The sequence below is a fragment of the Streptomyces sp. IMTB 2501 genome (genome assembly GCF_001953885.1).
GTDB lineage: Bacteria > Actinomycetota > Actinomycetes > Streptomycetales > Streptomycetaceae > Streptomyces.
This window is the reverse complement of the sequence record NZ_MQUS01000015.1, coordinates 194,491-213,731: the sequence shown is the minus strand read 5'-3', so window position 1 is coordinate 213,731 and position 19,241 is coordinate 194,491. Positions and strand designations below refer to the sequence as shown.

Here is a 19,241-nt window from a genome sequence, read left to right as displayed (position 1 = left end):
ACGCCGACGAAGACGTGGCAGAGCGTCCCATGGTCAAGTGCGTGGTCTGGGACCTGGACAACACCCTGTGGAAGGGGGTGCTCCTGGAGGACCCGCAGGTCGTGCTGCGCGAGGACGTGGCGGACGTGATCAGACTGCTCGACTCCCGCGGCATCCTCCAGTCGATCGCCAGCCGCAACGACGAGGCGGTGGCCATGGCCCGGCTCAAGGAGGCCGGCCTCGACGAGTACTTCCTCGCGCCGCAGATCGGCTGGAATGCCAAGTCGGCGTCGGTCTCCCGGATCGCCGAGGAACTCAACATCGGCCTGGACACGTTCCTGTTCGTCGACGACGACGCGTTCGAACGCGCGGAGGTCGGTGATGTGCTGCGCCAAGTGCGCACCGTCGACGCGGCAGAGGCCGCGGCGCTCGCGGAGCGAGCCGACCTGACGCCGCGCAACCCGACCCCGGAGGCCGGGCGCCGGCGTTCGATGTACCAGGCCCAGTTGAGGCGGACCCAGGCGGAGGAGTCGTTCGCCGGTCCCGCCGAGGGGTTCCTCGCCACGCTCGACCTGCGCCTGGTACTGCGTCACGCCGGACCGGGTGATCTGCGCCGGGCCGAGGAGCTGACCGTGCGCACCAACCAGCTCAACGCGACGGGTTACACCTACGACGCCTCCGAGCTGGAGGCGTTTCGCACCTCGCCCGATCACGACCTGCTGGTGGCCGAGCTGTCCGACCGCTTCGGTGACTACGGCACCATCGGCGTGATGCTGGTCGAGCGGACCGCGCAGGTGTGGACCCTCAAGCTGATGCTGATCTCCTGCCGCGTGATGTCCCGCGGTGTCGGCGCGGTGCTCCTGGGCCGGCTGGCCGCCTCCGCCAAGGACAACGGCGTGACGCTGCGGGGGGAATTCGTCCCGAGCGGGCGGAACCGCGCCATGCTGATCACCTATCGGTTCGCGGGCTTCGGGGTGGCCTCCGAGTCCGAGGACCGCACCGTCTTCGAATACCGCTCCGACACGGTTCCCCAGGTGCCTGACTATCTGCAGCTCGTCTCCGACATATAGCCGGATCCGGCCCGTGTCCGGGCCGGCCCGGAGACCTCGGCGCGGTGGTGCCGGCGGCGTCCGCCGTCCGTACCACCGCGCCGTGTCATGCCCCGGTGCGTGACCGAGGGCGTCTCCGCTCCGCCGCGTGTGCTCCCGTGCCCCGAGCCGGCCGCACACATGCCGCTGGACGGCCGTCCGGGTCGCCCCGGCCGTCCGCCCCGATCTCTCCCGCGGCTCTACAGCGGCAGGCTGTCGACCATCACCACCGCGTCCGGCAGCAGGTGCCCGGGCAGCCGGCCGCGCAGCCAGTCGAGCAGCTCCGCCTCCTGGCGCGCGGCACCCCCGTTGCGCAGGTGATCGGCGATCACCGGACGCGGATCGCCGGCGTACTCGGGCCGGATCGCCGTCAGAGTGTGCCGGTCCGTTCCGGTGAGGAGTTCGTCCTGGATCGCCCAGGTCGTGAACCCGTGCTTCTCCAGGAGTGAGACCACCTCAGTCAGACGTCCCTCGGTCTCCGAGCCCGTGCTGTCGTGGACCTCCATGGCGATCTGCTGCACCAGCGGCCAGTGCCGCTCCTCCAGGCCGTGCAGGACGTCCAGTTCGGCCCGCTGGACGTCGACCTTGAGCAGGTCGATCCGCTCGACCCCGTTCTCGTCGATGACCTCGGACAGCCGCCTGAGCCGGGCCGGCTCCTCCGTGGTCCGGAAGAGGGCGGGGGCGTATTCGTCGAAGTGGTCGATGAGTTCGTCCCGGGCCTTGGCCATACCCTTGCTGCGCTCGTTGAGCAGGTACGTCTTCATGACGTCCGCCTCGGCCTGCGGGTCGGAGTAGTCCCGCAGGCCCGACATCCAGGAGTTGCCGGGATAGAACGCGAAGCTGACATCGGCCTCCCGGTCGGCCAGACCGTGCCGGAAGACGTGAACGCGGTCGCCGGCCGACGCGGCGTTGCGCTCCAGAAGGCGGTACACCGGAGCCAGCGGCTCGAAGGCGTAGAGCGTGGCGCTCGGACAGTTCTCCAGCACGAACAGCGAGAACATGCCGATGTTGGCACCGACGTCGAACACGACGGCGTCCTCGCGCAACGTCACCCCGCCCCGCATGTAGGAGCGTTGGACGAAGATCTCGTCGTACAGGTACTGGGTTTCGTGCGGGTTGACACCCTGGACCTGGTCCAGGTCGAAGGAGCGGGGGCCGGACTCGTTGGGCACCACGTAGCAGACGGTACGGGGCCGGGGGCCCGCGTCGTCGACGCGGACCGCGGCCCCCTTCACCGCAGGGTGTTCGAGCACGGCGGCACGGACGTCGTCCTGTGGGCTCATCGTGTGTTCCATTCGGCGGTCCAGTAGGGGTGGAACCTCATACTCGGGCCGCCGAGGGACGTCCTCCAGGCAGCGGAGCGGCAACTGAACGGCAGGTTCATGTGCCGCGGATCCGCGAGACGGGGCGCTGTGCTCAGACCGTCATCGCGACGGGCCTGCTGCCCAGGTCGCTGACATAACCGTTGACATACTCACGGATCAACGTGGGTATGCGGTAGACGTACTCGCGGCCCCGGCGCACCTGGACGACGGAGTTGTCGACGAGTTCGGCCAGCACTTTGATGTTGCCGGCCGGGCTGTCGTCGACACTGGGGTCGAAACCGGTCACGTCCTCGATGGTGAACGGGTTCTGGATGCGGGCCAGATGGTGCAGCAGGGCGCGTTGGGAGGGGCTCAGAAGGTCGTAGCTCCACTTGGCGGCGCTCGACAGGGGGCGATGATGAGAGAGGCTGCCCAGGCTGATCTGGTCGAGGATCGGCAGGAGGGGAGCGTCTCGGAGAAGCGTGTTCAGCGACACCGACCTTAAGCGGTGCGCGGCCACCTCGATGGCCAGCGGCATTCCGTCCAGCCGCGTGCACAACGTTGTCACGGCGGGGAGGCGGTCGGTGATGTCGAGGGTGGGGACGCTGGTGTGCGCACGGATCAGGAAGAGTTCCATCGCGGGCGAATGCCCGGTGCCGGACGGGCTGTCCACGGGGAGCGGGGCCACCTCCCAGGAGGTCGCGGACATCAGCGCGAGCGGCCGGCGGGAGGTCACGATGATGTCCAGACCCGGATGCTCGTGCAGCAGTCGCTGTGACACCTCGGTCACGGCCTTGAGGACGTGCTCGGCATTGTCGATGACGAGGAGCATGCGGAACTCCGTCGTCTGCGGGGCCGACGAGCACGGCATGCGGGTCTCCACCGCCTCGGTCACCGCAGCCAACGCCTCGCGTTCGCGGTCCCGTTCGGGCAGCAGCGAGCCCAGCTCGACCACGGCGACGCCGTCGCGGTACATCCGCTGCAACTGGGCTGCCGAGGCAAGCGCCAGGCGGGTCTTGCCCACACCGCCGGGGCCGGTCAGCACGAGCAGGCGACTGCTCTTCACCGCGGCGCACACGTGTCGCATGTCGGCCTGCCGGCCCACCAGGACGTCGGTTCGGGGACGGATGCCCAGCCACGGACCGGTGCTGGAGGCGCTGTCGAACTCCCCGACGGGCACGTCGGCGCCACTGAACACGGCACGGTGAGCCATCATGGGGGCATGGGAAGGGATGGAAAGAGACAGCGACGACAGCGGGCGGGGTGCTGACTGCAGGGCTTTGAGAATCAGTTCGACGGTCGCTCGTCGCGGGTTTTTGTTGGTACCCAGCTCCAGGTTGCGAATGGTTCTGACACTGACTCCGGAGCGCTCTGCCAGTGCCTCTTGACTCCAGCCGGCGGCTCTGCGCTCTGTCGCGATGACAACATGGAGTCTATTTATTTCCATCTGCTGTTCCCCGTTTCGTGGTCTAGCCGGAATGTGCGGTTTTCCGGTTCAACGCAACGTTTCTTCTGGAGGGGTAAGCGGCGTCGTCAATGTTCCGTACGGCGAGAAATTAATCCGCCGACGGCAGACTGATGGGCCGATTTCCCCGATAGCCGGCTGGTCAGAGCGGCTGGGGCATAGATGCCGGTTTGCACGGCATGGGGCAAGGAGTCGGTCAACCGCCGAGGACGAGGCGGTTCCGATTGCCTGGCCGGTCGCCTATGGCTGCGTGAAGGACCGACGATCAGAAGAGCGACTGCTCGGTGTTGCGGCTAGACCGCCCGCAAAAGGTCGTGAAAATGCCGACCGTGCGCATGATTCCCCCAGTTAGTCATTGGCGGCGCGGGGATCGCCCGACGCCGGGACCAGGGGACAGGCTAAGGCGCACGTGATCGCGCAGCAAGCGGAACCCCGTAGTCGCCTCATGACTCTGGGTGATAGGAAAGCGATTTCCCCAGGTCACGTCGACTTCTGTCGAGGCCGGCCCCGGGGTGGTCGACCGCATCGGTTTTGCGTGACGTTGGCCCAGGCTTGTCGCCGATCTTACTTTCCGGAAGCGCAATCCGGGGTTACCGGCTCGTAACCGGGCCGCCCGACGGGGGTACGGGCGACCCGGTTCGAAGGCGGGAAACGGCCGACGCACTCATTCGTCCTCTGATGGTGCGCCACTGTTCGGACGTTTCTTCCCGCCCTTCACCGCGTGAACCGCGGCCCTTCGAGGTTATGGGAATGCAGTGTGGTCGCGCCTCCGCCCCGGGGTGGAGATGATCTTCTCCACCTCCGGGTGGAGAAGCCTTCCGGCCCGAGGTCCTCTCCACCCCGAGGTGGAGAAGGTCTGGATCCAGGGCTGGAAAAAACCCTGTTTGACAAGGATGAGTAGGCGAGATCGCTGTCTTATTGGATAACCTGCTCCTCGCCGTCGCGGCTTTGCGCACAGCGGGTCTGCGGCCGGACGCGAAAGAAAAAAACCCAAGGAGGTTCCGCGCGTGAACAACACCACCAGCGCTCTGATCGGGCTCGTCATCCTGGCGCTGCTCATAACCCGGCAGCTGCGCGCGCGTCCGATGCGCAAGTCCGCGCCGATCGTCCTGCTCGGAGTGCTCGCGGTGCTCGGCGTGGCCGCCATGGCGTTCGGGGTGAAGTCGGTGACGACCCATCACCCGCTGTCCGCCACCACCCTGACCCTCGTCTGCCTGAGCTTCGTGGTCGCCGCCGCCTTCGGGGCCGTACGGGCGCTGACCATGCAGGTGTGGCGTGACCCGGCCGGTGAGGCCCTCTGCAAGGGCACGGTGATCACCGTGGTTCTGTGGCTGGTCTCGATGGCCGTGCACTTCGGCATGGACGCGTGGATCGACCACTCGGCCAAGGCCGGCGTGCTCGGATTCTCCACGATCTACCTCTACTTGGCCGTCACCCTCGGCATCCAGGCCGCAGTGGTGCGCCGCCGGGCGGCCGCCCTCTGAACCCCGGCCGCCCCGCGTGCGGACCACCTGCGCCAAGGCCCCGGCTGCCCGGCCGCCGTAGAGTGGCCGCAGTCGTGATCGCGGCGGGGTGATCGGCGTCCGAAAGCGGGCGGCCCGGCCCGAACGGAGCGGAGAGCAGGGGAAGTTGCGCGAGCGGTAGGTCGTCGGTGAACTGGACGATCACGACGAGGCGCTGCCGAACGTACCGGTGCCGCCGAGTGGCAGGACACGGAAGCCGAGGAAGAGGCCCGGGGCGACCTGGCCGACAACATTCCCGATGACGTCACCGGCACGAGGACGGGATCCCTGCGGTCGAAGAAGTGCGATTGCTGCACTGGGGGTTGGCGAGGCTCCGGCTTTCCTGTGGGGCTGCGCAACGATGTGATCCGCATTCGCTGGCAGATCGGCTCGAAGGCGCACCGCTGTGGCCGCCGATCTCGATCACGTTCCGCTTCAACGTGCAGCGGTGCCGGACCGGTGTCGGGTTCACCGCAGGGCCGTCAGTGCGGTCTCGGCGGTTGCCACGACCGTGCGTGACTGGTGTTGCACTTGACGGGGCACCGGCACCCAGCGCAGCCGCAGGGCCTTCTCGAAGTCCGTGCACCACGCGGTGAAGAGTTCGTCCAGGTCGCGGTGCAGAGCGGGGGCGGCGGGGTCGTCCGCCGTCCTCAGCAGCCGTAGCAGAAGACCTGCCGCGCGGAGCGGTTGGCGGCGGGCCACGATGTCCAGGGCGCAGACCTGGGCCGTCGTCAACCGGCGCGGATCGCCGGGGTGTACTGCGGCGGCCGCCTGCCGGGCGAGCGGTTCCCAGGAGTCGGCGACCAGGTCGTACAGACCGCCGGCCATCCACTCCAGCACGCGTCTGGGCGGGCTGTCCTGGGCCGGTGGCAGGAATGCGCGGGCCTTGTCGAGGACGGCCGTCACCTGCCGTCCTCCCTCCCGTACCAGCCCGGCCAGTTCGCGCAGTGCGGGAGCGGCTTCCGGGTGCGGGGACGGATCGTCGGCCATGTCGGTTGCCCACATGGGGACTTCGACGATCGCCGTGACACCGCCGTACCGCAGAGGTGCGCACCAGGTGGACAACCCGATGTTCTCGGACCCGGCCGCCAGGCGGCCGGTGCTGTCCGGCGGTGGCAGGACGTAGACCCCGGGGCTGGGGTTCTCCCAGTACAGGGCGTCGAACGTGCCGTGCTGGACCGGAATGCCGAGTTCCGTGGCGGACGTACGGAACGGTACGGCGAGCCCGGGGAGGTCGCGGGTCAGCTGGACCCAGCTGCCGCCCGCTTCGACGCCGTGCAGGGAGCACTGGAGAATCGGACGCAGTTCGTCGATCACACGGAACAGCGTCCGGCTCTCCGGGAGCTGCCGCGATTCGATCGGTGCCCACTCCGGCTGTTCCGCCGCGACCGGGCGGTAGGCGGTGCGGAAATAGCCTGCCAGGGTGTGGCCGGGCCCGGCCGTCGCCTCTTCGATTCCCTCACTCAGCGCGGCGCCGTCCGGGTCCAGGCACAGAATGATGTCCCAGGTGACGATGGCGGGGTCTGTCGCCGCGGACAGCCGGTCGCCGTGTGCCACTTGCTCCGCCAGCGCGAGGGCGGTCGCGGCGCCGACCGGCTCGTCGGGGTGCGGCCGGGCGACCACCAGGATGTGACGCGGCCCGTGTCCCACGGACAGCATCAGGACCGGGCGGCCCGCCCGGGACGTCCCGATCCGGTGCAGGCGGCCTGCTCCGGGGAACCGGGAGACCAACTGCCGTGCCGACTCGGTGACTTCCGCGACCGTGGGGTACCGGTTCATCGTCCGTGTGTGGTCAGGCGCCGCCGTTGCCGCCGCTGTCGCTGGTGGTCTCCTTCTTGTCCAGCGGACGGATCTCGATCTTGTTCGGCATGCCGTGTCCTCCCGGTGGGGCTGTGGCGTGCGTGGTTGATGTGCTCTTGCCAGCGTTCGCTCAGCGGACGACTCTTGTCAATGACCATTGTCATTCGGGGAGTTGGGCTGAGGAGATTGGCGCGAAGATGACGGTTCCCGCGATGCGGCGGCCTCGGATCAAGCCGGAGCACCGGGCCTATCGAACCGTTGACGGCCATGTGCGGCTCGGGAGCGTCGTCCACGGCATCGGTGCCGAGGTCAGGGATCCCGACGGCTGGGTGTGGACGCTGGTCGAGGCCATGGACGGCACGCGGAACGCCGAGGAGATCGTCGCCGAGGTGTCCCGCCGCCATCCGGGATCACGGCTGCCGGCCCCGGACATCGTCCAGGCGATGACGGATCTGACCATGGCCGGGTTCGTGGAGGATGCCGGTGCCGCCGTGCCGGCGGAGCTGTCCGAGCGGGAACGGGAGCGGTACAGCAGGGGCATGACCCTGCTGCGCTGGATGGATCTCCGGCCGAGGGAGAGTTCCTGGGAGCCGCAGCTGCGGCTGCGCCGTGCCCGGGTCCTGTTGATCGGCGTCGGCGGTACCGGCGGCGCCGCCGCACGGGACCTGGTGGCCTCCGGAGTGGGGCGGCTGCACTGCGTCGACCCGGATGTCGTCGAGCTGTCCAACCTCAACCGGCAGACCCTCTTTCGCGAGCGCGACCTCGGTACGCCCAAGATCGACGCGGCGCTGACGGCGTTGCACGCCCTGAACTCGGACACGACGGTCACCGGCGAGCGCCGCGAGGTACGCGGGCCGGCGGACCTCGAAGAGCTGCTTTCCGGCGTTTGCGACGGCTCCGGCGGCGGGTCGCGGTACGACGTACTGCTGCTGGCCGCCGACCGCCCCGCGGTCATCCGCAGCTGGGCCAACCGGGTCTGCCTGGCCACCGGCACGTCGTGGGCCGAAGCCGGTTACCGGGGTCCGCTGGTGAGTGTCGGGGTCTTCACGCCGGGCCGGGGTGCCTGCTGGGAGTGCCTGCGCAGCGCGGAGGCCGAGCGGCGCGATCTGCGGCTCGCGCCCGGCCAGCACGAGGATGTCGCCTCGCCGCGGATGCCGTGGAATCCGGTCAACGCCGTGACCGCGGGCCTGTCCGGCGGTCTGCTCGCCCATGCCGCCATCACGCTGCTGTGCGGTGTCCCTCCGGTCGACCCCGGATACCGGTTCGGCCTCAATCTCATGGTGCCCGGCGACACGATCGAGCAGCGCTCGGACCGGCGCCCCGACTGCCCCGCCTGCCGGGCGGAACCGGCCGCGCACCGGGGACCCGGGGATCCCTCGTGACGGACACCGCGGCGGAGGGCCTTCCCCGAATCGAACCGTCGGACCGCGTCCTGCTGCATGAGCTGGCGGTGCGGCGTGACGGGGACGAGTGGATCGTGGGCCGGATCGTCACCCGGACCTTCGTCGCCATGCCGGAGGCCGGGGCCCGGGCGGTGGAACTCCTGGGCGAGGGGCTGAGCGTGGCCCGCACGGCGGAGACGCTGCGTGACGAGACCGGCGAGGAGTTCGAGATCACGGACTTCGTCAGGGATCTGGCCGCTCTGGGGTTCGTGGCGCGGATCGGGGAGTGCCCGATCACGGACGCCGAACCGCCGCGCGCGTCCCTGCCATGGTTGCGCCCCCACCATGTCCGGTTCGCCCTGCACCCGGCGCTTGCCGTGCTCGTCGGAGCGCTGCTGGCGGCTGCCGTCGTCGTCCTGATCCGCCGTCCCGGCCTGCTGCCGGGCTATCGCGACCTGCTGTGGAGCCCGCACGGCAGCCTGGTCCTGCTCACCGGGGCGGCAGCCGGGTGGGCGCTGGTGCTGGCCCATGAGCTGGCGCACCTGGTCACCGCGCGCGCCGCGGGCGTGCCGGGGAGGATGCGGCTGGGCACCCGGCTGCAGTTCCTCGTCATGCAGACGGACATCAGCGGCATCGAGCTCGCACCCCGCCGCCATCGGCTGACGGCCTACCTGGCCGGCATCGCCCTCAACCTGTCCGTCGCATCGTCCCTGGTCCTGACCCTCGCCCTGACGGGCCCCGGTACGACGGCCCACCGGCTGCTGTCCGCGGCCCTGCTGCTGGCCCTGATGCCGTTGCCCTTCCAGCTCATGGTGTTCACGCGCACGGACCTGTACTTCGTCCTCCAGGACGTCACCGCTTGCCGGAACCTGTACGGCGACGGTCTCGCCCACGCGCGGTACGTGTTCCGGCGGGCGGTGCGACCGCTGTGCCCCGGCCGGACCACCGGGGCCGATGACCCGAGCTCCCGGCTGCCCCCGCACGAGCGCCGGGCCGTTCGCCTCTACAGCGTCGTCCTCGTGGTCGGCACGGTGGCGTGCCTGGCGTTCATGGCCGTCGTCACACTTCCCGTCGACGTCACCCTGCTGATCCGCGCGGCGCGGGGACTGGGCCCGGGGCACGGCCTTGCGGGCAATGCCGACTCGGCGGCAGTCCTGATCACCCTGGGCGGCGTCAATGTCCTGTGGGCCGTCACCCGGTGGCGCAACCGCGCATCACACGGATCCGCGGGCTGGACGTGACAACTCGGTGAAGTGGGACGAGGGTCGACCGGTCACATCCCCGTCACCCGCACCACCGTGAACGGTGTCGTCGGTGTGCCCTGGCCCATCGGGCCGCCCTTGTCGAACTGGGAGCGGACGACGAGCAGGCCGCGCGGGGTGTGGGCCAGGGTGGTGGGGATCTGGAGGGCGGGGTCGGTCAGGGTGCGGCTCAGGTGGGCCTCGGCGCCGTCGGGGGAGAGGTGCCAGCGGGTCAGGGTGTTGCTCGCGTTGTGGGCGGCCCACAGGGTGCGGTGGGACAGGCCAAGGCCGTCGCCGTGCAGCAAGTCACCGCCGTGCAGGGTGACTTGGCGTACCGTGCCGTCGGTCACGTCGACCCGGTACAGGCCGCCGCCGGTCATGTCGACCACGAACAGCCGGCGTCCGGTGGCGTCGGCGGCGATGCCGTTCAGGGTGTAGGCGTCCGGCCCGTGCGAGGGGACGGCCCCGCTCAGGTCGTACCGCGCGATCAGCGGCGCCCGGCCGCCGTGCGCGCGGGCCAGGTCGGCCGGGGTGATCCGGTAGACCACCGGACGCACGCTGTCGGTGACGTACGCGGTGCCGTCCGCGGTGATCACGAGGTCGTTCAGGAAGCGTGGGTCGCCCGCCGGTACCTCGAAACGGGCCAGCAGGGAGCGGTCGCGCAGGTCGTACACATCGACCCCGGTGGTGTGGTCGATGACCCAGAGCCGGCCCGCCCGGTCGGCCTTCAGGCCGTTGGCCGTCGTACGGCCGTCCGTGCCGGCCGGCAGGAAGACCTCGGCGGTGTGGCTGCCGGCGGCGGCGCGGTAGATCGCGCCGGTCGTGTAGGAGCCGACGTACGCGTCGCCCGTGCGGGGGTCGAGGGCGATGCCCTCGGGGTAGGCGCGGTCGTCGGGGAGGGTGAAGGCGGTCGAGATGCGGGGGCCGGTGGCCGCGGCCGCCCGGGGTGCGGCGACGGCGACGGCCGCGGCGGCGGCGCCGGTCAGGAAGGTACGGCGGTGGATCGAACGGGACACGACAGGTGCCTCTCGGTTCGGCTGCTCATTGCATGACGGATGCCAAGCTATGTTAGTACTCTAATCATCGCCAGTGGATTAATCATCAGGAGGGCATTAATCATCAGCAGGGGGTTCATCCTCACCAAGGTGTTCATCCTCGCCAAGGCATTAATGTGGTCCGGTGACCTCCATGCCCGCGTCCGAGCGCCTCGGCTCCCACCTCAAGCGGGCCGAGCAGGCCCTCAACGCGACCAAGGCGGCGGTCCTGAAGCCCGCGGGCCTGACCGTCGCCCAGTACGCCGCACTGCTCCACCTCGACGACAACCCGGGCATCTCCGCGGCCGCCCTGGCCCGGCTGTGCGGGGTCACCCCGCCGACCATGAACACGGTCCTGAAGAACCTCCAGGACCGGGATCTGATCACCCGCAGCCCCCACGAGTGGCACAAGAACGTCCTGGAGACCCGCCTCACCGACGAGGGCCGCGCCGTCCTCACCGCGGCCGACACCTCCGCCGTACGCGTCGAGCGAGCCCTCGCCGCGGAGTTCACCGAGGCGGAGCGGGACGCCCTGACCGGGCTGATCGCCCGCTGTGTCAGAGTCCTGGAGGAACAGCGCCCGGGAAGCTCATGACCGGCTCCGGCGCCGGATCCGTCACCCAGCCCGCCACCAGCACCAGCCGGGACTCGCGGTCGACGGCGAGAAAGCCGAAGGGGCGGTCGAAGACGGCCCGTACGACCGTCGACTCGTAGCGGTACTGCGGCGGCGCGCTGCCCGGCACCGCCATCACGGCCGTCACCGCCGCCGCCCGGAACCCCAGCGGACCGAACTGGGCCAGCGCCGACTGGCGGGCCTGGCCGATCGCGAGCGGGTAGTCACTGACGCCGGGGAAGTGGGCGTGGTGGGTGTCGGCGGCCGCCGTGAGCCCGAACAGCCCGGCCAGGGCGAGCAGATCGTGATCGGCGCGCACCTCGTACGCCACCGTCCGCACGTCCAGCGTCAGTGACGTCGGCTCTATGGCCGGCTGCTGCTCCACATACAGACCCGGCCCCACATGCCCGTGCGGCAGCGCACCGCCCCCGGTGAGCGGCAGCGCCCGCTCCACGATCCGCACGCCGGCGTTCAGCACCTGCCCCGGCGTCATGTGCTCCTCGCCGAGCACCAGATGGACATCGACGCCGTTGTCGCCGGGCACCGTCAGCGCCGTGACGAAACCGTCCGGCGTGCCCGTCACGCCCACCCGGTCCGGCCGTGGGCTGCGCCGGTGCAGCCCACGCAGGGTGCGGCCCTGCCAGGGGCCGGCGTCCGGCCTGAGCGGTTGCTCGTCGAAGGGCTGCCGCCAGGTCGTGCGCAGCGCGAGGGCGCTTGCCAGCACCATCCGCGCGTCCCGGGTCAGCGTCACCGGCATGCGCTCGACCAGCCCGCCGGTCCGCTCGGCCGCCCAGGCGTCCAGCCGCTCCTGCGCGGTGACGAGGTCGTCCCCGAACACCCCGTACGTCCCGGCCGGCAGCCCGGCCCGCCACTCCTCGCGCAGCGCCAGCCCCTGGTACGTCCACAGGCCGAGCGCCGCGTCCAGGCCGGACACCGAGGCGAGCGCCACCAGCAACTCCCGTGCCGCACCGGCCGCTTGCCCGGCCGGCACACCCAGCGCCCCGGCCAGCTCCGAGCGCGCCGGGCCCGTCGCGCCGTCGGCCAGGAGGCCCAGCAGGGGCCAGACCCCGGGCGCCGAGAACACCGTGCCCTCGGGCAGGGCCTGCGCCCAGCGGGCCGACAGCCCGTTCACCTGACGGACCGTCTCGGCGGTCACCTTGCTCACTCGTCGTCCTCCTGCGCGGCCTTGCCGGTCACTACGTACGGATCCGCGGGGTACGGCAGCGGATCCGTCACCCACCCCGCCGCCGGCACCAGCCGTGAGTGCCGGTGCGGCGCGAGGAAGCCGAAGGGGCGGTCGAAGGCGGCGTCGATCCGTGTCGTGACGTACCGCGGCTGCGGCGGCGCGCCGACCCCGACCGCCCCGGACATCGCGACGGCGGCGGCCGGCGCGCCGAGCAGCTCCCGGGCCGCGCGCGCCGCCTGATCCGCAGGCAGGCCGAGGGCCTCGCTCGGCTCCGCCCGCGCCGGGCCCGTCGCGCCGTCGGCCAGGAAGGCCGGCAGGGGCCAGACCCCGGCCGCCGGGAAGACCGTGCCGCCGTGCGCGGCCGCCGCCCATCGCCTGGCGAGCCCGTTCACCGCCCGGACGACCTCGGCGCACGCCCGGCCCCCGGTGACGGCGTCGCCGCCCGCCCTGCCCCCGGTCAGGGTCCCCGCCCTCATTCCGCCCTCGCTTCAGCCCCGCTCGCCCTGTGCCCAGTCGTACGTCGGCCGGGCCACCGGCCGTTCACCGGTGCCGCGTCGCCGCCGCCCGGCCAAGGAGCACGGTACCGGGGTCCCTGCGGCCGCCCCCGGCTCCCACCAGCCAGAAGCGCCGTTTCAGCCACCCCCGCCCGCACCCGCGGAGCCCGTACGCGCCACCGCCGCGCCCCAACAGCCGGACGGATCACGGGCGTTGTGGCCGTACCCGCCATGGCCGCAGGGCCACAGCCCCTTCAGCCGCCCCACGCCAGGTGTGAGCGGACCTGTACGGGGGAGAAAGTGCCTGGGTAAAGCCCTCTCACATCCCTTGTCATCACATCGAGTGATTCTCTGGCCTTTGCTTGCATGGCACAACCCACGGTTGCCACGCTGTTGCTGTCTGTACAACCTGATGGGAGCGGCCAGTGACTTTCGGTGAGCAGCCGGCGTACCTGCGTGTCGCGGGTGATCTCCGCAAGAAGATCGTCGACGGTTCACTGCCGCCCCACACCCGGCTGCCCTCCCAGGCCCGCATCCGCGAGGAGTACGGAGTCTCGGACACGGTCGCGCTGGAGGCGCGCAAGGTGCTGATGGCCGAGGGGCTGGTCGAGGGCCGTTCGGGCTCCGGGACGTATGTGCGCGAGCGGCCCGTGCCCCGGCGGGTGGCCCGCTCCGGGTACCGCCCGGCCGGCGGTGCCACGCCCTTCCGGCAGGAGCAGGCCGACGCCGCGGTGCGCGGCACCTGGGAGTCGAGCAGCGAGCAGGCCGAGGCCGGGGCCGCCATCGCCGACCGGCTGGCGATCCAGGCCGGCGACCGGGTCATGCGCACCAAGTACCTCTTCCGGGAGGCCGGCGAGCCGATGATGCTCTCCACGTCCTGGGAGCCCCTCGCCGTCACCGGCCGCACTCCCGTGATGCTGCCCGAGGAGGGGCCGCTCGGCGGCATGGGCGTGGTCGAGCGCATGCGTGCCATCGACGTCATCGTGGACAACGTCACCGAGGAGGTCGGGGCCCGTCCCGGTCTGGCCGAGGAACTGCATGTGCTCGGCGGGGTTCCCGGCCATGTGGTCGTGGTCGTCCAACGCACGTACTACGCCTCGGGGCGCCCGGTGGAGACGGCGGACGTCGTCATTCCGGCCGACCGGTACCGGGTGGCGTACCACTTGCCGGTGAAGTGACGGCCGGGCCCGGGGCGTGCGGCTTCTCGCGAGGCCGGTCTGTCGGTGAGGTGGGGCCGGGCTTGCCGGTGAAGGGTGGCCGGGCCTCTCGGCGCAGGGAGGCGAGCCTGCCGGTGGAGTGGCGCCGGAGCCTTCGCGTCGGTGCGTGCGCCTCTCCGAGTGAGGTAGCGCACACCCTGGCGCGCCCTGACCCGCACGCCCCGGTCGCGTGACCTTCGCCGAGGGCCGGTCGGCCGCTGCAATCCGGCCGTTTTCCCAGGTGACCACGGGTCACTCGGGTATGCCTCCGACTCGGGACGGCGGCGCTCACGACGGCGCGTTCACTCCCGTGCGCCCCCGGTGTTCTGGCTGGTTGCGTACCTCTTTGTGAAAAGGCGTATTCGCTGCGTAAAGGTTGGGCGTACGCTCGGGCATATGCGGATTGCGGTTTCCTTAGGCGGGGCGCGACCGAGGCCCGGGACGGGGCGGGGGTCCCCTCGGGTCAGCCCGGCCGAGCGTGGGGGAGGGCGGGGCGATGCGAGAAGGAGCGACGCGGGCGGTGGGGGCCATGAGTGAGGGGACGGTCTCCCTGCCCTGGATCGTCATACGGCAGGACGACAACGGCAATCGCTACCGCGTCGGGCGGTACGCGACCCGCGCCGAGGCCCAGAAGATCGCCGACAGCCTCGACGACCGCGGTCACAAACAGCTCTACTGGGTCGAGCGCATCGGTCAGAACGGGGACGGCGGCCGCAACTGACCCAGGACCTGTCCGACGGATCCTGCCGCAGGCGCGGGGGCCGGCACGCCCTCCCGCACTGCCTCAAGGGCGTGGGGACACCCCCGGCCGCGTTGTCGTCGGTCCCCGATGCTCCGCGCCGACTCCCTGCTCCGCCTTGCAGCTGGACGCACCGGCCCCGCTCACCTGCGCTGATGAGGCGCCGTCGATTCCCTGCGACCTGATCCGCAGGACAGGTCCCAGCGCACCCTCCCGTAGGCTCCGCCCCATGACGCCCATGACGGACCGGATGACACCCGAGGCGGACCGGATCGTGGTGGTCGGAGCCGCCCTGCTCGACGGCGACCGGCTGCTCGCCGCGCGCCGCAGCGCTCCCGCCGACCTCGCCGGACGCTGGGAGCTGCCCGGCGGCAAGGTCGAGCCGGGCGAGCGGCCCGTGGACGCCCTGGTGCGCGAACTGCGCGAGGAGCTCGGCGTCGACGCCGAACCCGTCGAGCGCGTACCCGGCCAGTGGCCGCTGCGGGAGCCGTACGTCCTACAGGTATGGACCGCCCGTCTGCGTCCCGGCTCGCCTCCGCCCCGTCCTCTCCAGGACCATGACGAGCTGCGCTGGCTGACCCCGGACCAGATCTGGGAGGTGGCCTGGCTCGACCAGGATGTCCCGGCGGTCGAGGAGGTGGCCGCCCGATCGGAGGCGGGGCGAAGCCCCGCGAGGAGCGCGGGGCTGAATGGATCTGCGGCTCCGCCGCGGGGCGCGACCGGCCACATCGAACCCGCACCCGCACGCCGACCGAACCACCCGACCTCTTAGGCGCACGGCGGAACCGGCGGAGCCATTCGTGCCACTGTGCGCCCTCCCGCACGGTACTGCCCCCGGGATATCGGGTATGTGCCCACTAACCCCACGAAACCGGACATGGGTGGGCTCGTTGGCCTGGGAGTGATCGGCGTGATCGACACCGATGGCGACTGCGCCGAGTGGAGCTTCCCCGCGGAACCGGGCGCCGTACGCACCGCACGCGCCGCGGTCCGCGGGCAACTGCACGGCTGGGACCTCGACTGCCTCGCCGACCTGGCCGCGTTGCTGGTCAGTGAGCTGGTCACCAACTCGTTGCGGCACGCCACCGGGCCCATCGGCGTACGGCTCGTACGCCCCGTCGGGCTGGCCGACACCCTGCTGGTGGAGGTCTCCGATCCGCTGCCCGACCCGCCGCGCGAGCGTGTTGCCCGCGACGAGGACGAGAGCGGGCGCGGTCTGCAACTGGTCGCCGGCTCCTCGCGCCGCTGGGGCACCCGGCCCGGCGCGAGCGGAAAGACCGTCTGGTTCGAACTGGCGGTGCCGGGGTGAGCCGGGAGCATACGCGGGAGCACCAGGGGAGCAGGGGGTGTACAGCGGGCGTTGGCGAGTCCACCGTGCGCCCCGGGCGCGCGGCCGACTTCGGAGTACGTGATTCGAGGGCGTGTTCCCTGGTTAGAAGAGTGGAAGTGTTGTCACGGAACGGTCCTGAAATCATCTGGACCGAGCTGTGATCGTGAACACCGTGTCGTGCGGCGCCGTAGTGCTGGATACTGCGGGCAGCCGCCTCCGGTGACCGGTGCCGGACGCGGTGAGCTGGAGGGGACGGTTCGCGTGAGCGAGATACCAGCGAAGGCCACGGAGTCCGAGGACCCGTCGGACGGCGCGAGGAACCAGGCCGCGGAGGCCGCCGCGGCAACCGGTGACGCCATGTGGCAGAGCAGTCCGCCCGGTTCGATCTACGACTACATCAAGGTCGCGTCCTTCTCCATCAGCCCCGGCGGGCTGGTCGACCAGTGGAGCCTGCGCGCCGAGCAGCTCTTCGGCGTCCCCGCCGCACGCGCCGTAGGCATGGACCCGATAGAGGCCTTCATCGACCCCGACCTGCGCGAGCGCGGCCAGCGCAAGATGGCCGAAATCCTCGACGGGCGGGAGTGGACCGGGGTCGTGCCCTTCCGGATGCCGGACAGGGCCGACGGCACGCGCGGTGAGGAGGGCCTGGCCGAGGTCTATGTCATGCCCACCCGGACCGCCGAGGGGGACAAGGCCGCCGTCTGCATCGTCGTGGACGTCCGTACCCTGCGCAGCATCGAGACCGACCTGGCCGCCTCGCAGGCCATCTTCGGCCAGTCGCCGTTCGGATTCCTGCTGATCGACATCGATCTGAGGGTCCGTCGGGCCAACGAGCGGTTCGCCTCCATCTTCGGCGGCACCCCGGACGACCACCGGGGCAACGGCGTGCACGACTATCTGCCGCGCGGCGAGGCCGAACGGGTTTCGGCCACCCTGCGGCGGGTGCTGGAGTCCGGCCAGTCCATCACCGACATGCATGTCACGGGCCATGTCCCCGGCTCCGAGGAACGCCGGCACTGGTCCGTCAACCTCTACCGGGTACACGGCGGCACCGGGCGCCCCATCGGCATCGCCTGGCTCGGCACCGACATCACCGCCCGCCGGGCCGCCGCCCGCGAGGCCGCGAACGCCCGCCGCAACCTCGCCCTGCTCAACGAGGCCGGCGCCCGCATAGGGAACTCCCTCGACCTGGAGACCACCGCCCGGGAACTCCTCGACGTCGTCGTCCCCGGCTTCTGCGACCTCGCCACCGTCGACCTCTACCAGGGACTGCTCACCGGCGACGAGACCCCGCCCGGCCTCACCGACGGCAGTGCCGAACTGCGCCGCGTCGCCTTCGCGAGCGCCGTCTCGGACGTGCCCTTCACCGGCTCCGCCGACCCCGTCGCGGTCGGCGCGGTCCACCACTTCCCCTTCAACTCACCCTGCGCGGACGCCCTGCGCACCGCCCGCCCGCAACACGTCCCCGCCGAGGACGGGAGCCTCGTACAGTCCACGCTGGCGGTTCCGATGGTCGCCCACGACACCGTCGTCGGCCTCGCCCGCTTCGCCCGCACCAAGGGCAGCGAGCCGTTCGGCGACCGCGACCGGGACCTCGCGGTGGAGCTGGCCGCACGCGCGGCCGTGTGCATCGACAACGCGCGCCTGTACCGCCGGGAACACGAACGCGCCCTGATCCTGCAACGGTCACTCCTGCCGCCGGGCGACCCCGAGGCCTCCGGCCTGGACATCGCCTGCCGTTACCTCCCCGGCAACGCGGCCACCGAGGTCGGCGGCGACTGGTTCGACGTCATCGAACTCCCCGGCCACCGTACGGCGCTGGTGGTGGGCGACGTGATGGGCCGAGGCCTGCGCGCGGCGGTGGCCATGGGTGAACTCCGTACGGCGGTACGGACGTTGGCCCTCCTCGATCTCGAACCGGCCGAGGTTCTCTCCGCACTGGACGAGATCGCACGCGGCCTCGGCACCCCGGGTGGCGTCCAGCAGGCCACGCGCACGGCCCGCCAGCCCCGCGACGCCGACCTCTCCGAGGTCTACCTGGCGACCTGCGTGTACGCGGTGTACGACTCCGTCACCAGACGCTGTACGTTCGCCAACGCGGGCCATCTGCCGCCGGTCCTGGTCGAGCCCGGTGAGCCGGCCCTGATGCTGGACGTGCCGCCCGGCATGCCGCTGGGCGTGGGCGGTGAGCCCTTCGAGGAGGTCGAGGTGGAACTCCCCGAGGGCGCGTTGCTGGCCCTCTACACGGACGGCCTGGTCGAGTCCCGCGACCACCCCCTGGACGAGGGCCTGCAGGCCTTCGTAGGCGCCCTCACGGACCCCTCCAGTCCTCTGGAGGACGTCTGCGACCACGTCCTCAACACCCTCGACACCCACCACGGCGAGGACGACATCGCGCTGCTCATGGCCCGGGTGCAGGGCCTGCCGGCCGACTCCGTCGGCGACTGGACGCTCCCACGCGAGCCACGCAGTGTGGGCCGGGCCCGTGAGTACGCCCGGGCACAGCTGGTGAGCTGGGACCTGGAGCCCCTGGTCGACACGACGGAACTCCTGGTCAGCGAACTGGTCACGAACGCGCTTCGATACGGCGAGGGCGAGATCCGCCTACGGCTCCTCCTTGACCGCACCCTGGTCTGCGAGGTCTGGGACTCCGGGTTCGTCCAGCCCAGGCGCCGCCGCGCCCGCGACACCGACGAGGGCGGCCGCGGCCTCCAACTCGTCGGCCTGCTCAGCGCGGCCTGGGGCTCCCGCCGGACGCCTCGCGGAAAGACGGTGTGGTTCGAGTTGCCGCTGCCGGGGGGCGAGACGGGACTCACCGATCCGGCGGAGGCGTTGCTCAGTCTGTTCTGACACGAGCCCCTCGGCCATGGCGTGCCTGGCGCGCGATG

Annotated in this window: 16 protein-coding genes and 1 pseudogene; 10 read left to right on the top strand and 7 right to left on the bottom strand. The window is 71.1% G+C overall.

The features are described from left to right. Positions 1–14 precede the first annotated feature (14 nt). Positions 15–1,049, top strand: a complete 1,035-nt coding sequence (locus tag AV521_RS25795; RefSeq protein ID WP_256725678.1) for an HAD family hydrolase — start codon at positions 15–17, stop codon at positions 1,047–1,049. A gap of 218 nt (positions 1,050–1,267) precedes the next feature. Here the strand turns inward: AV521_RS25795 and AV521_RS25790 are convergent, their stop codons facing one another. From AV521_RS25790 to AV521_RS52770, 3 genes and pseudogenes are all read right to left on the bottom strand, one after another. After that, a complete protein-coding gene (locus AV521_RS25790) occupies positions 1,268–2,350 on the bottom strand; it encodes an FkbM family methyltransferase (protein WP_143658647.1) in 1,083 nt (360 codons plus the stop codon). A 133-nt stretch (positions 2,351–2,483) separates the two neighbouring features. Continuing rightward, positions 2,484–3,587, bottom strand: a complete 1,104-nt coding sequence (locus AV521_RS25785) for an ATPase (protein WP_256725677.1) — start codon at positions 3,585–3,587, stop codon at positions 2,484–2,486. Between the two features lie 63 nt (positions 3,588–3,650). Then, positions 3,651–3,818, bottom strand: a pseudogene (locus tag AV521_RS52770) (helix-turn-helix domain-containing protein); the annotation flags it as partial. 1,025 nt (positions 3,819–4,843) lie between these two features. Between AV521_RS52770 and AV521_RS25780 the strand changes: the two are divergent. Further along, the gene (locus AV521_RS25780; RefSeq protein WP_076091123.1) at positions 4,844–5,320 is read left to right on the top strand and encodes a hypothetical protein; all 477 of its coding nucleotides are present in this window, start codon (positions 4,844–4,846) and stop codon (positions 5,318–5,320) included. A 486-nt stretch (positions 5,321–5,806) separates the two neighbouring features. Here the strand turns inward: AV521_RS25780 and AV521_RS25775 are convergent, their stop codons facing one another. Then, positions 5,807–7,117, bottom strand: a complete 1,311-nt coding sequence (locus AV521_RS25775; RefSeq protein ID WP_076091121.1) for a M14 family zinc carboxypeptidase — start codon at positions 7,115–7,117, stop codon at positions 5,807–5,809. Positions 7,118–7,335: 218 nt separating this feature from the next. On the opposite strand from AV521_RS25775, the gene AV521_RS25770 reads away from it, so the two are divergent. After that, the gene (locus AV521_RS25770) at positions 7,336–8,520 is read left to right on the top strand and encodes a ThiF family adenylyltransferase (RefSeq protein ID WP_079249400.1); all 1,185 of its coding nucleotides are present in this window, start codon (positions 7,336–7,338) and stop codon (positions 8,518–8,520) included. After that, positions 8,517–9,761 (top strand): hypothetical protein, encoded by a 1,245-nt coding sequence (locus tag AV521_RS25765; protein WP_076091119.1) that lies wholly within the window; start codon positions 8,517–8,519, stop codon positions 9,759–9,761. The genes AV521_RS25770 and AV521_RS25765 overlap by 4 nt, the downstream gene beginning before the upstream one ends. Positions 9,762–9,793: 32 nt before the next feature. Here the strand turns inward: AV521_RS25765 and AV521_RS25760 are convergent, their stop codons facing one another. Then, positions 9,794–10,777: an SMP-30/gluconolactonase/LRE family protein gene (locus tag AV521_RS25760; protein WP_076091117.1), complete on the bottom strand. Its 984-nt coding sequence runs from the start codon at positions 10,775–10,777 to the stop codon at positions 9,794–9,796. Positions 10,778–10,949: 172 nt separating this feature from the next. On the opposite strand from AV521_RS25760, the gene AV521_RS25755 reads away from it, so the two are divergent. Then, the gene (locus AV521_RS25755; RefSeq protein ID WP_031224936.1) at positions 10,950–11,390 is read left to right on the top strand and encodes a MarR family winged helix-turn-helix transcriptional regulator; all 441 of its coding nucleotides are present in this window, start codon (positions 10,950–10,952) and stop codon (positions 11,388–11,390) included. Here AV521_RS25755 and AV521_RS25750 read toward each other — a convergent pair. Together AV521_RS25750 and AV521_RS52765 are read right to left on the bottom strand one after the other, a co-directional pair. Beyond that, positions 11,353–12,573, bottom strand: coding sequence for a serpin family protein (locus tag AV521_RS25750; RefSeq protein WP_076091115.1), 1,221 nt, complete (start codon positions 12,571–12,573; stop codon positions 11,353–11,355). The two genes, AV521_RS25755 and AV521_RS25750, sit on opposite strands and share 38 nt — an antisense overlap. Then, on the bottom strand, positions 12,570–13,070 hold the full coding sequence (locus AV521_RS52765) for a hypothetical protein (RefSeq protein ID WP_076091113.1): 501 nt from the start codon (positions 13,068–13,070) through the stop codon (positions 12,570–12,572). The genes AV521_RS25750 and AV521_RS52765 overlap by 4 nt, the downstream gene beginning before the upstream one ends. 443 nt (positions 13,071–13,513) lie before the next feature. On the opposite strand from AV521_RS52765, the gene AV521_RS25740 reads away from it, so the two are divergent. The 5 genes from AV521_RS25740 (at position 13,514) to AV521_RS25720 (ending at position 19,203) form a co-directional block, all read left to right on the top strand. Then, on the top strand, positions 13,514–14,266 hold the full coding sequence (locus AV521_RS25740) for a GntR family transcriptional regulator (protein ID WP_076091111.1): 753 nt from the start codon (positions 13,514–13,516) through the stop codon (positions 14,264–14,266). A gap of 547 nt (positions 14,267–14,813) precedes the next feature. Then, entirely contained in the window at positions 14,814–15,005 is a 192-nt protein-coding gene (locus tag AV521_RS25735; RefSeq protein ID WP_076091109.1) for an SPOR domain-containing protein, read from the top strand. A gap of 256 nt (positions 15,006–15,261) precedes the next feature. Further along, a complete protein-coding gene (locus AV521_RS25730) occupies positions 15,262–15,795 on the top strand; it encodes a (deoxy)nucleoside triphosphate pyrophosphohydrolase (RefSeq protein ID WP_076091107.1) in 534 nt (177 codons plus the stop codon). A gap of 105 nt (positions 15,796–15,900) precedes the next feature. Then, entirely contained in the window at positions 15,901–16,332 is a 432-nt protein-coding gene (locus AV521_RS25725) for an ATP-binding protein (protein WP_107481012.1), read from the top strand. A gap of 282 nt (positions 16,333–16,614) precedes the next feature. Further along, positions 16,615–19,203, top strand: coding sequence for a SpoIIE family protein phosphatase (locus AV521_RS25720; RefSeq protein WP_076091105.1), 2,589 nt, complete (start codon positions 16,615–16,617; stop codon positions 19,201–19,203). The last annotated feature ends 38 nt before the right edge of the window (positions 19,204–19,241 follow it).

Excerpts from the sequence above, each read along its gene's own strand:
- AV521_RS25790 (WP_143658647.1), bottom strand. The coding sequence starts at position 2,350 with ATGAGCCCACAGGACGACGTCCGTGCCGCCGTGCTCGAACACCCTGCG.
- AV521_RS25785 (WP_256725677.1), bottom strand. The coding sequence starts at position 3,587 with ATGATGGCTCACCGTGCCGTGTTCAGTGGCGCCGACGTGCCCGTCGGG.
- AV521_RS25775 (WP_076091121.1), bottom strand. The coding sequence starts at position 7,117 with ATGAACCGGTACCCCACGGTCGCGGAAGTCACCGAGTCGGCACGGCAG.
- AV521_RS25770 (WP_079249400.1), top strand. The coding sequence starts at position 7,336 with ATGACGGTTCCCGCGATGCGGCGGCCTCGGATCAAGCCGGAGCACCGG.
- AV521_RS25755 (WP_031224936.1), top strand. The coding sequence starts at position 10,950 with ATGCCCGCGTCCGAGCGCCTCGGCTCCCACCTCAAGCGGGCCGAGCAG.
- AV521_RS52765 (WP_076091113.1), bottom strand. The coding sequence starts at position 13,070 with ATGAGGGCGGGGACCCTGACCGGGGGCAGGGCGGGCGGCGACGCCGTC.
- AV521_RS25735 (WP_076091109.1), top strand. The coding sequence starts at position 14,814 with ATGAGTGAGGGGACGGTCTCCCTGCCCTGGATCGTCATACGGCAGGAC.
- AV521_RS25730 (WP_076091107.1), top strand. The coding sequence starts at position 15,262 with ATGACGGACCGGATGACACCCGAGGCGGACCGGATCGTGGTGGTCGGA.
- AV521_RS25725 (WP_107481012.1), top strand. The coding sequence starts at position 15,901 with ATGGGTGGGCTCGTTGGCCTGGGAGTGATCGGCGTGATCGACACCGAT.